Raw genomic sequence first — 13,526 nt, 5'->3', positions numbered from 1 at the left:
TAGCATCCTCAATCCATTGAGCATTACCTAAAGGTAGACGGCGTACATTCCGTACGCCAGTTTAGGGTGGGTGTCCTTATAACTTTACTTATAACTTTATGAAGATGCTCACAGTAATTCGTCATTGCTTGCTTTCGCCCTACCGCGCCATGAAAGACCTTCGTAAATTGCGTCGTAAGCTTGAGCCAGTTGTCTGGCTCTATTTGCAATCGTGTCAGCAACGGCTGGCTATCGCTGATATAACCCCGCTTATCTGCACGCATATATCGACCTGTTAATTCAACTAGCTGTATGTAATAGGTCAGCTCAAACGGCAACCCTTTAGGCATGTGTTTTCTTGGATTGCCCGCAAAACGCAGTAGGCTTTTGGGTTGCTTGCCTTGTTGTGCATGCTCAATACGCATTTTTAATGCTGGTGTAATCTGACGTTTCCGGTGTATCTGCCATTTTGGCTCTGACTGGGTTCAGGTCAACATAAGCCAGGCACGCTGCCAGTGCTGCTTCATCCAGTAAGGCCTGTGACTTAAATCGCCCTTCCCAAAACCGGCCTGTGCAACCATCTTCTTTATTGGCCCTGCGGGCAATGCCTTCATTAAGCACTCGCATGAACCAGCTGATGCTCGCAAGGCGGATTCTGAATTCAGTAATATCAGCTGCCAGCATACTGTACTCGGATGCACTCAGCTCATCTCCATTAATGAATTTGTGCGTCAGCCAGTTACCTTTAAACAGTTTATGCCAGCGAAGCACTATCGCTTTATCTGATAACCTTTGTGCTTTCTTATCATCCACATACAACACAATATGCGTATGATTGCTCATAACGGCATAGCCACACACATCAATGCAAAACACCTTCCCAAGGGTCAGCAATTTTTCCTCAACCCAGTCTCGCCGATGTTCATAAGACTTGCCCGTGAGACGGTCTTTGCCGCACAGAAATGCCCGGCGAACACACCGGGATATACAGTGGTAGTACTTAGTGTCTGATAAGCTGACCTGCTTCTTCCTTGCCATTGGCATAATCTAGCATCCTCAATCCATTGAGCATTACCTAAAGGTAGACGGCGTACATTCCGTACGCCAGTTTAGGGTGGGTGTCCTTATAACTTTCGTGCACCGGGATATACAGTGGTAGTACTTAGTCTCTGATAAGCTGACCTGCTTCTTCCTTGCCATTGGCATAATCTAGCATCCTCAATCCATTGAGCATTACCTAAAGGTAGACGGCGTACATTCCCTACGCCAGTTTAGGGTGGGTGTCCTTATAACTTTCAGTCATGATAGGCTGACCTGCTTCTTCCTTGCAGTTGGCATAATTTGTCATCCTCAATCCATTGAGTATCACCTAAAGGTAGACGGCGTACATTCCGTACGCCAGTTTAGGGTGGGTGTCCTTATAACTGCAATTGCAGTTGGCATAATTTGTCATCCTCAATCCATTGAGTATCACCTAAAGGTAGACGGCGTACATTCCGTACGCCAGTTTAGGGTGGGTGTCCTTATAACTGCCCTGGTCAGCTGTGCATGCCCGCGCTGATTTCCACTGCACACCGCGCCGGCGTGATTGCACTGAAAAAAGGCGCTCACTGAGCGCCGATTTTGAATGGGTGTCACCTTAACTCCTTAACTCCGTTGCAACTATGCCAGTTTAGGGCGGGTGTCTATTCAACCATTCAACCTCCCGTCTTGAGCCTTACTGAATTGGGCTCAGTATGCTTCAATTCAAAGTATTCCGAATTATTGGTTATAACAATGAATATAAAAAATGCGGCTACTATTGAAACAATACCTTTTAACAAGGAGCCTCCTATTATTTTTTTTTCTCCCCAAAGCCCCGTGAAAAAAAGCAGCATACATTTTGCACCATACAAAACAAATCCAACTGCAACAATTAAAAGAACGACTCCCAGAGGGTTCCCCATATTACCTCCTAACAAACTAATTCATCAGAACCACAACCACTCGACAACAAACCATACCGTAAACTAAGAACTGATGTTGTTGACCGCCCCCCTGACATAGAGTAACCCGCTCCAAAGTTTGTATTAAAACCATACTTACCAGAGTCCGAGAGTGAACCTTCTAACATTAGCGGACCTATGCCTGCACTCGCAAAGCTTGCTTCCCCTGCAAAATCACGCATTGTACCTTCTTGATTCCCTAAGTTAATAAATGCCCCCGCCCGACCAAAGGGCCGTTCATTTTGACCTGCAAATGGAACACTTAGAGAGCTGGAAGCGTTTCGTGTCAAATAGAGGCCTAAATCATTCTCTCCGGCACCAGTAGCAGCAACTATACCAAACTCAAACCCTACATCATAGCCACCCGAATCTGCACCTATAAAGTCGAGTACGCTAGAAGGAACTGTCGCACTAAAACCTAATTTATATGTCTTAGGTGCTAGATAGTTAGAAACAATTCTCAAAGCATGCTGTCGCATCTTCTTTGCAAAAGAAATCTCCTTTTTTTGCTGATGCATCTCATCATTAAACATCCTTGAAAATCCGCCAGTCACCGCACCATTGGCAAATTTACCACCAGAGAGTTTAGAAGCTGTACCACCAACAATAGCAGACACAACCACTCGGGCGATGCTAAAGCTAGAACCAGCATCAATGGCATCGATACCCGGTGCAAATGCCTGTGTCACGCCCGCTGCAACGAAGCCATGACCAAAATTACCGCCCTGTAATTCGGCCATTACACCACCGACCAGGCCATGCGCTGCAATTTTCCCAGCATGGAGCATACTGCCAAACTCAACTTTACCAAATGCTGTGCCCACACCATAAAATGCTGCTGCACTGGCCGCCCCGGTGAGCGCTCCTTTGAGGATATTCCCGCCATTGGCTGCCGCCCCAGCGGCGCCGGATATGGCTCCAGCTGTCGCCGCGCCATACCAGGAAGAAGCAAACCAACTTGCAGCCCCACCCGTAATGTAAATAAGGCCAACACCAACGATAAGGCTAGTGAAAGGTTTTAATTTCTTATTAACGTTTTTCAGTGCACTAAACAAATACCCACTCGGATCCGTATAAGACAGCGGATTATTCAACACATAAGAATAAGCATTGTAATTTTGCAAGTTCGAAGGCGCCTGAATAAACGGATCCGCCTGCATAAATCGACCAGTATCTGCATCGTAGATCCGACCATTCATATGAATGATGCGATTGTCCCCCCCAAAGGTGACCGGTTCGTGGCCGGTGTAGCTTCTCATGTTGGCCGGCACCTCATGAAGCAACAAACCGGTTTCTTCTGCCCAATAAAGTGTATCCGTTACATTATCTGGCTCTCTGACTATCTCCGACTGCTTGCCAAAAACATCATAACGGTACCTTTTCAGGAATTTACCATCTCCGTTTACGATTGCCACCACTGATCCCTGATGGTCGGTAAACAACCACTGCAATGATGCCTTACCTCCCGGATAGTAAGTCTGAACGGCATCTCCATTAATACTGCGACGGATAAGATATTTTTCAGCTTCGGGTTGACTGGTATCTTTTACCAACTCCAGATTGCCAACATAAAAGATGGTTTTACTGCCTTCGGTGCGCTTAAACCTCTGGTTGTTTGCATCATACGCAAAGTCTGTGGTGGCATTACCCACCTTAATACGAGTGGCTTTATTGCGCCCGCTATAGGTGATATCACGCGTGGTGCCTACACTATGCAGGTAAATAGTGGCACTGGTCTCGTTGCCATTGGCATCGTAGCTAAAGGTTTCCGTCTGAGTGCCTTTACTGCGCTCACTGAGTGCATGCAAAGGATCTCCATCCTGACCATAGACTTGCGTCCAGCCATCTTTATGAGTGAGATTGCCGTTGTCATCATATTGATAGTGTAAGGAGCCATTCACCGAGGTAACCCGGTTCAACTTATCATATTCAAACTTTGTGGCTTCATTCTCTCCTGTTAGCTGTCTGCTGGTCAGGTTGCCCATGCCATCAAAGGTATAGGTATGCTGCTGAATATGGCTGTGAACACCACCCGTGCCCAGTGTTTTCAGGCTGCCATTTTGTGCGTAACCCAACTGCATGCTGAAGTGACCCTTGAAATAGCTGGTCGTGCGCCCAGCACTGTCCTGCTGGCCCAGTGCATAGTAGCGCTTGCCATTCTGGCCCTCCCGGGCTTCGTACTTCTCGGTCACCTGTCCCGCCATATAGACCAGACGCTGGCCGCGAGCTTCAACCCACTGACCCGAGGTACTGCGGCGGTAATCATCAAACTGTTGCCACACCCTGCCGTACTGGTCGAACTGGGTCAACTGCATCACACAACCGGATTCAACCGGGTTGGCCAGACTACCGTCTGTGAATCTGATATCACTAGTCGATGAAGAATAAGTTACCTTGTTGGCACATTGACTGGCGCCAGTAAGGTCTGTGACTGAGGCAACCCCCCGACCCAACGCGTCGTAAACATAGTGGCGAGACCAGTTGCCGCTTTCCTCACGGTCAAGGCGGTGGGGTTTCTGATCATCATAGTGCCAGCTGGCAGTCTCCCCCTTGCTCGTCGACAACCCGACTTTGCGGCCAAGTTCGTCGTAGCTAAAGGTCGATACCACGCCATTGGCATCGGTCTGAGTTTGCAGTTCACCAAATGGGGTGTAAGTATAGGACCAGGTTCCCCGATCTTTATCCTCTGTTTTCGTTTTACGGCCCGTGACTGGATCGTAGGTATTAAGGATCAATTCACTGCCACCGTCTGCCGAAGAGCGCACCTTGAGTAGCTGACCAGTTGCATTGTGCGTATAGGTCAGTGTCTGGCCGTTGCTATCCGTTACCGACACCACTTCTGCGAGCGCATTACGTGTCACTGTTTTACTCTGATTACCACCAGCAATATCTCCATTCACCAAAGTGGTCGTGGCCAGGCCATCAAAGCTGACGAAAGTGTTCAAATTGCTCTGGGTATCCTGACTGTACACGATACGGTCAAAGGCATCATAAGTGCTCAGCTGTGCTTCCAGACCCGCTGGTTTTACCTCTACCACTCGGCCAAACTTGTCATACTCTGAGGTTGCACGTAGCCATATCCCGGCTGGTGAGAGGCGCTCACTAGCCAGTGTCCGGCCATACTTATCCAGGTAGGTTCTGGATAACAGCTCTGCATTCACTCGTTTTTCCTGCATCACAAAACACTGCAAAGGCGCATCTGACGGACAGTGCTGCATCAGCGTGCTCTGTTGCGATCCACTCCCCTGATGCTGGCCAACCTGTTGACCATATGCGTCGTAGTAAGAGGTGGTGATCACATCATCGGTGTTCTGACTGCGCGTAACCTGGCCAAATTTATTGCGACTCAGTACCGTCTGTACAGTGAACAGACTGTTTTGCGTACTCGTAGCATATCGCCCATCGATGGTATATTTCGTTTTCGTTGTACGCGTTTGAGGCTCATCGTCCGAATTTGAGCACTTTTTCCCACCAGTCGATTTTTCTGTGATACTGCCCCAACTGTTGTAGCTGTAGGTGGTTTTGAGGTATGCGTCACATCCGCCCTCAGGTGCCACAACCTCTTCTTTCAGCAAGCCTATGTGTTCACCAGAGGTGTAATAGGTAAATGCGCTATTGCGAACAATTTTTCCCTGCTCGCTTTCATTGCGCCTGGTGGTCACTTCTGTGCTCTTTAAGCGACCCAACTGAAGCGCCAGACCAGTATAATATTGATTGACTATGTGCTTACTCTGAACCGACTTACTTGCAGGGCCGCTGCTAACAAACGCTTCAGCATCCGCACTGTTGTAGGTTGAGGTAGTCGAATTAAGCACATTACCGTACTTATCCTGTTCCATGTCTGTTTCACTACAGGTATAGCCCGCCACACCATAACTAATATCCCCATTGTATTGTGCATCAACCCGGGCACTGCACTCTCGCGCAGTGCCATTGTATATTGCGTAATACCTCAAACCGTTAGCAGCTGGCGTGGATATTTTCGCGTACTGATTCCTGGCTTTGCTGAGTAAGTAGCTACCACTGCTACTGTGCATTGTTTTGGTCGTACGTTCTGGCATGCCAATATACGGAAACGCCTGTTGGTACTCAGTCGTCGTCTTAAACGTATGCCCCCCTTTATAGGTGCTGGTAGTCAAAGACTCAAAACCAAGCATACCCCGACCACCGAACTGCATGCGTGCACCAGCGTACTTGTAACGCACAGAAATTGTGTGATCACCCACATTACTGCGGGTATCTTCTGCCTCAGTTTCCACCCGCTCAACCAACACAGACGGGCCAATCAGGTCAATGATCCGCTGGCCGCTTTGTTGCTCTAGCGCGCGGGTCCTTTCTGGTTCCCCTTTGGTATACAGGCTTGGATCTGTCATCCGCCCATACTGGACCTTGGTTTTCGTGCCAAACCCTTGCGTAACAGTACTCAATAAACCGGGGAAAGCCGAACGGGTAGTTTGGTGAAAAGCTCGTATCTGGCCCGGTTCGGCGAGGATCAGATCTGCCGCACCATCCAGATCATAATCACTGAAGTATCCGTAAGCCTGAAATCGGGGCACAAAATCCAGCGAGAAGATGTCTGTTGAACTATTACTATGCGTCAGTGTTTGGCTTTCAGGCTGCCACTCATAGCGATACAAAGCATACTTCTGATGCCTGTCCATTTCGGTCCCCACGACATAAAGTTCTGATATGCCATTTTGATCGACATCACCTATAATGGGAGACACATGAAAGCTATCACCTGAGATAGAACCATGCTGTGGTTTTGGCAAAACCTGGGGTGCTCCATCAAAGCGCAGTCCACTGAATGAAGAAGGCCTTACGACGGCAACCGTCCACTTGTTGTCTTCGTTTTTATAAAGAAAATCAGACAAACCATCCTGATTAATATCAATGAGCTGTAATGCGCTGTGTGTCACACGTTGCGAACCACCCACAGTGAAACCCTGCTCACCCGTTGAAGCGTCGATTTCGTTGTATAACACGTAAATGGTGTCCCACTTACCCTGTTGCTCACAACCGCTGGTGGGGCAGGCTGAAGTGACAATATCGGCCAGACCATCAAAATTCACATCTGCCAGATACCAGGGGGTGTTGGCATCCAATTGCTGGGGATACTGAAAACCCATTGCCACATCAACTTCACGCGATTGTGCCATTAACAGACTAGCACTGTTATTATATCGTACCCACAGCTGCAACGGTGCCGTCGACATAGCGCTGGGTTCAGCAGTATTAGGCTGTATGCCACCACCGCCACCACTACCGGTACTGCCGTAACGACTCAGATAAATAAAATCATCAAACCCGTCGCCATTGATGTCAGCAGCCCTGACTTTACGAGCGCCATTCATTCCATTAATGGTGCGGTAGCTCCACTGGCTATTTAAGCTATCATAGTCAAACACACGCCAAACAGCAGACCCCAGTGCAGAGTCATGCGCGCGGGTATTGATCAATAATGACTGGGTACCATCTCCATCCGGATCAAAGGGCTGAATTTGTACATGGTCAGATGAATTATCGGTTGCTATGTCCTGACATAGCTCTCCTGTGCTGTACTCAATCACACAAAGTGCATGGCTGCCGTTTGAATTGTGATTGCGTTTAAGCACAACCGTAGACGGCAAGCCATTACCGTCTAAATCCATCAGAGTTGTCGCTACAATGCGACTGCCCGAAGCAACTTCGGTGTAGCTTACAAACCTTTGACCACCCGGGCTGTCGTTGTAAGTAAAGGTCACAGGGCGCTTACACGTTTGTGCCGAATCATCCGTACACTCTCTGACTGACATTAACTGACGTGTGCCGTTTTGCGCCAGAGAGAAATCCAAATCATAGTGCCTGAGCTGTGATTTGTTGTGGTTATACACATCAATTGCCGTTAGCTGGGCCCGCTCCACACTCGCAACTGAGTTAGCCTCGATGCTATAGTTATTTCGCCTCGCCGGACCGGCCTGATAACCAAAGCGCACTTCGTTGTTACTGTAGCTAATTTTGCTCAGCACCACCTCCAGCTGACCGGGTATATCTGACTCTTGGGTATTGTGCATATATTCGTAGTGCACTACGTTCGAGCTATCTAAAGTGCGGTTGGCAGCGACACTGTCCATGCTTTTACGTAGTAACCAGCGGGACGGCGTCACCTTGCCCCCAGCCTGACTATTTTTAGTACCACCATAAATCCGTTTACTGCCATCTTTCCCCTGTACAACAAACTGTTTAGTATAGGGTTCTACACCTTCCTCTATGGTTACTCTGAGCTGGCTATCAATCTCAGTTCGATAGGTTGAGCCAACAACGCCATCATATTGGTCCGACGTTTCGCCCGAGGTCATAATCAGGCGCTGACCATCCAGACAATAACGATCACTGCCCTGATCGAAGGGGTTAATTGCTTTAAACTGGCCATCCTGTGCCTGTGTCTGTCGACAACGACTGATTTCAGACCCCGCAGACAACGACCAGCCTGTTGCAACCATGGTTTCTGGCAGCTGACTGTTATAGTTCAGTGCGACCTCAGGTGTAACACCCGCCACCCCTTCTGGCAGACTAATGGGCACCGAATACGTGGACGCTCCCTGTTCATTCACCCTAAAGCTGCCCGGCGTCACGGCATAACTTTCGTGCGCTTGCAACTGTTCTGTTGTCGGTACCGAATAACCAGCCCTGGTTACACTCGCAGCGATTGGATTTACTGGCACTTCCAGGAGGCTATCATTGACAACGACCGTTTCATCTGCTGATGGCGCAGAGCAGGCACGCTCAACTTGTCCAGCACTCAGTTCAATATCCAAGCACGCACGTACATTAAAAGTATGACTACCATTTCGCCGGACCAGGCTATGCTCAGCCGTTTTGCCCGTTGCGTTAATGGTGATGGGTCCAGTGTTGCTGGCAAAATCCGATAACTCAAACACTGTAATGTCGCGCCCGTAAGACATGCTAAAAACGATATCGCCGCCTATAGCTCTGCCAGACAATGCCGGGGCCTCAAGCAGTCCATCACGAGGATCTATCGGACTACTCTTTAAAATACGCTCTGCCTCATCGCTGATCCCATCGCCATCACTGTCAACTGGCTCTTCACAACGATTGTGTAAGTGGCAAAACCCATAGTAATAATAAAGAGTACTGCTGGTTACCTGATGAAAACGAGCTGCTGCGTTCAGTTCACTCACAACATTGACAATAAACTCACCCCGGGTTAGGTGTGTGTTCAACTCACTCAACCATTTTTGACGTGGTTTGCCCGCAAGAAAATCTTGATTTTCCTGATACAAAAACTCACTTACAGAACGATAAAACGTATCTGTAGTGCTAGATTCCGGGAGCCGGGAAAGCCCCTCAGCGGTGTCGAGCATCGCATTGGCAATTTCTATTAAGGTCACATTGTTCGTCAATGCGTAGGCAAGAAAAGATAATTCTTCGCGACTCAGATCGCGCCCCAGAATCACATACCCCAATCTAAGCAGCGAATGTAAATGTGGCTGTCTGCTTGACGGTGCCCAGCCAGCTGCCTGCACCAAGTTAAAGGCATTTAAAAGCGGTGAACTTTGTAAGTCTGACCATTTGAGAGCGCCTGGCCCTGCTTCATTACGATCAATAATGGTAATGTTACCGTCTTTGGTTTTAACCCAGATTTCACTATTACCAACCAAAAAGGGCTTATCTTCTATGCCGGTACCAAGCTTATAAAGGTAATTAACTTGCCCGGTTTCAGCAGTCATTGAATATAACGCACCGTCTAAAGCGCCAACAAACAGGTCGGCATTATTAAACGGACGCCCTACAACAAGTCCTTCAGCCGAAATCGGCGCGCGCGTTTCAGTTTTCCATATTTGTTCACCCTGGTGATTCCAGGCATACACGAAGTTATCATGTGCCCCCACCATAATCACATCCCGGTCCGCACTGTCATAAGATAAAACCGCTTTCGCACTGATCTTTGCACCTGCGCTTCTGCACCACTCAGCAAACCCGTATTGATCATGTGCACACAGTTTATTGTCATAGGCAGCATAGAGCACGCCTGATGCACTATAGACTGGACTAGTAAACTTATGATCGTTGTCATCCTGGTGTGTGTTGTCAGCAAGATAAGGTCGTGAAGCGCCGATTTTGATACCATTGGCAACCGAAACTACAATACCGCCATTGGTATAAGCTTTAATTACTTCGTCACCCACATCGACATGAAGTTCGCGATCACTGATGTACCTAACCGTGTGAATACCCTTGTCTTCACCATGTTCAAATGGCACAGCGGTAACATTGTGCTGCATTGATACGGTAGAAGGATTGGAAAAATTCAGACCCCGAATACGCACACAACTACTACCACAAGAGCCATTGATTTCAACACTGCTAATAATCACTTTAGGGTGCTCAATGGTGATATTTGCACCATCTGTACATATATTATGTCTATTACATGTACGCGCTCGATAATCCATTACCCCTAAGCGCGGCGCTGATATTTCAAACTGAGTTGAGTCTGTTAAAGGCATTAAATCTTGCCATTCGGCACGAAATGCTCTTCTGTCAAAATACTGAATCTGGTACTTTTTATTTTTTAGGCCATCCGAAGGCACTTTCAACTTAAGTTTATAAGGTTTAAGTTGAATGCGATTCATGTCTTCAAATAACACGACACCAGGTGCTGGGTCAGGATAGTGAAGCGTTACGCCGGAGCACTGTTCCTTATCACCAATAGAACTTACCTTACCGAACTTGTTCACAGCCTGAGCGCAGTAGCTATAGTCATGTCCATGATGATCATGTGTTTTAGAAATATTGGTGGTCAAAGAGTCTGCACTATGACTAATACTCACGAGTACCTGGTCGGCCCCGTTTTCAAAAATATTGTAAGAAACCACATCAACATCGTCAGTGCCGGGTGCCACTGTTAGTTGTAGTTGCCCGTCACCTATGTCTTCTACAGTAACATTGGGTACAGCTGGTATAGGTAACTCGCCATCATTAACTGAGACGGTGAGCGTGTTTTGTGAAGAATTGGGAGGAAAATTGCTAATCCGTACCAGAAGTCCTTCATTACCGTTGTAATAACTTTGCAGCAGTTCACCTGAGATCGATGCCTTAATCTCACAACTTGTTTCTTTACATACAATGATTGGCTGATTCAATGAGCGCCAAACGCCACCATTCTTATTAGGCTTGAGCTCAACCTTTGCTTGTTTACTAAAGTACAAGCCATTGATTGTTATAGGACAGCTAGTACAGTTAAAACCAACGCGCGCAGAGCTGGGAGCCGCTTGCATATGGCGGATCTCTTTTGAATTGGATTCTGCGCAAAGGCTTTCTTGTGCTCCGGTGACAGAAAAACACGCACGTACTTTGTATTCATAGACACCTTGCTCTAAGTCGTTAACAGCAAAGCTGACTGCTGATTGCGATACGATCTCTCGCCACTCGCCCCATTGCGACTCGCTTTTTTTCCTCCGTAGTAGATGGAAGGTCTCATTTCCTTTACGGTCTGACCACGACAATGTATATGCATTAAACTGATTTGTTGAAATGGCCTTAAATGTCGGCGCAGGATAATTATGAAGGAGGCTCTTACAATGCTCCCCGGTGCCAGTTACAGGTTCAACACTGCCCGTACCAAACGCCTTTGCACAGTATGTAAATGCGTAGCCCGCTCCGGGTTCAAACCTGGCCTCCAGGTTAAGCGCTGAAGCACTGATTGTAGCCTTTTTGTTATTACCGTTCTGTAGGACTTCATAAGACGCAGCGTGCTCAATACGTTTAAGCTTCACTTTCACGTATTCTCCATCAGAGCTGACACTGTCAACCTGAGGCACTTCCAGTACGACTGGTGCAATATAGAATGGCTTTGACGTTGCTGTTGTTACTGTATTTGGCTCTGGCGCACAGTCCCAGGCTTTTGCTTTTAGGTCAATTTGCTCCGGAAGAACACTATCGATTGGCCAGTCGACAGAAAATTCTGTCATCTGCTGCTGGTCGCTCGCTTGTGGCAGGATACTCTCACAATTCAGTTGTTTTGTGGCCACCTCAGTATCATTAAACAGCAGCGCAATTTTTTGTAATCTTGCAGAACTTGCGCTCAGGCGGCCAACACCAACCTTTATGGTCTGAGTAGAGTTGCGTGCAAATGGGTGTTCGATGTTATTTGACAGTGTTTTAATCATGATACCCGCAAAGGGCACCACGATGAAATCCAACTTACTCGTTGCGTACCAATCTGTAATATCACTATCGGAAAGAGACACATAAACCTGATACCCCGCAGCATTGCTGGCTGGCGCCTCAAAGGTTGCACGACAGGTCATCACTTCACCGCCCTGGACGATATTTTTATCACATAACGGGGACAAGGTCAGGTCTGATTGTGGGCAATGCTCTAATGTTTGCGAACTTCGGGTTACAACACATACCTTAAGATCACTGATATTCAATACCCGGTCAGCCAGTCGAAAGTCAACCTGTACTTGCTCTCCCTGAAAAGCGTAAACTTTATCTAATCGCAAACCAGAGATAACTGGACGTTTAGCAATCTTTATTGTACGGCTGGCAGTCCCTCCCCCGGCTTCTGCCTTTAGCGTTTTACTCTCCTGTATTTTCAGACCCGTGGAAACACAAGTAACAGAGGATGATGGAAAATTGCAATCGTATTGTTTAAGGCTACTACCGATTTTTATTTTTCCAGCCCCTAAAGTTTTGCTGGTACCGCCAGTAATCAATTCAGCCGCCTTCGGCCAGTTGTAACTTTGTGAATCCGGATCTGATATCGTCACTTTCGCATTGACCGTTACGCTGTCTTTGTAGAAAGCGGTGTAATCCAGTTCAGTACCGTCAGGGTGATACAGGTTGACTGATACTTCAGAGTTATGGTCACGCTCTACCGTGGCCGCGACTTCTACTATTTCACTATCAACATTGCCGAAGCTATCAACGGCGCTGACCCTGAACCGTTTACTATTACTAACTGAAACAGACTGCGCTCCCAGCTTATAAAGCGTATTCATTTCTGGATCAGTCTCAGTCTTTAAATGGTCACACACCCTGGGCGACTCGAATTCACAAACTGTCAGTGTTTTAACATCACTGCCCTCATCCTTTACCGAATACTCCAAATCAACAGTGCCGTCATAGTCATCCTGCCGGAGTACCGAAACACTGACTGCCGGCACTGTTTTTTTAACAACATCAATAACATAATAACAGTAGAACCAGGGCTCAACTTCACTTGCCACGTCAGGGGCGACTTGATACCCGTACCCGGCTCTGAGAAGGTAGGTGCCAAGGGCTTTTTCTTTAAAAAGATAATTATTGTCCTTAGCATGTTGAATCGTCGTATACTTATCCGCGCCGGGTTTACGCATGGTTAAGCTAAAATAGTCAGCCTGGACCTTATCCCAGTCAGATTGTTCAATAAATGTTAAATCAGCCTCATCGTACCCTTCTTGGACAGCCATTCCCCCTCCGGTACAAAGCTGCCGTTTTTTGTTCAGGAAGAGCATAAGCAGGCCGGTATTTTTCTTATAACCATCGGCCAGTGCTGGTGAACACCAAGCCATT

The 13,526-nt window shown here is 47.5% G+C and carries 2 protein-coding genes and 1 pseudogene; all 3 read right to left on the bottom strand.

Annotated elements, in window-relative coordinates:
- Window positions 1-23: 23 nt before the first annotated feature.
- A pseudogene (locus QNM19_RS15885) lies at window positions 24-1,023 on the bottom strand (transposase).
- Between the two features lie 653 nt (window positions 1,024-1,676).
- Entirely contained in the window at window positions 1,677-1,925 is a 249-nt protein-coding gene (locus QNM19_RS15880; protein ID WP_284026916.1) for a hypothetical protein, read from the bottom strand.
- A gap of 8 nt (window positions 1,926-1,933) precedes the next feature.
- Window positions 1,934-13,423, bottom strand: a complete 11,490-nt coding sequence (locus QNM19_RS15875) for an RHS repeat-associated core domain-containing protein (protein ID WP_284026915.1) — start codon at window positions 13,421-13,423, stop codon at window positions 1,934-1,936.
- Window positions 13,424-13,526 lie beyond the last annotated feature (103 nt).

It is taken from the genome of Pseudoalteromonas ardens (assembly GCF_030125445.1).
In the GTDB taxonomy this organism is placed as follows: domain Bacteria; phylum Pseudomonadota; class Gammaproteobacteria; order Enterobacterales; family Alteromonadaceae; genus Pseudoalteromonas; species Pseudoalteromonas ardens.
Note: the sequence above shows the minus strand (reverse complement) of the source record. Positions and strands in the feature narration are given on the sequence as shown.

Bases quoted from the DNA above. Each gene is read 5' to 3' on its own strand.
- QNM19_RS15880 (WP_284026916.1), bottom strand. From the start codon at position 1,925: ATGGGGAACCCTCTGGGAGTCGTTCTTTTAATTGTTGCAGTTGGATTT.
- QNM19_RS15875 (WP_284026915.1), bottom strand. From the start codon at position 13,423: ATGGCTGTCCAAGAAGGGTACGATGAGGCTGATTTAACATTTATTGAA.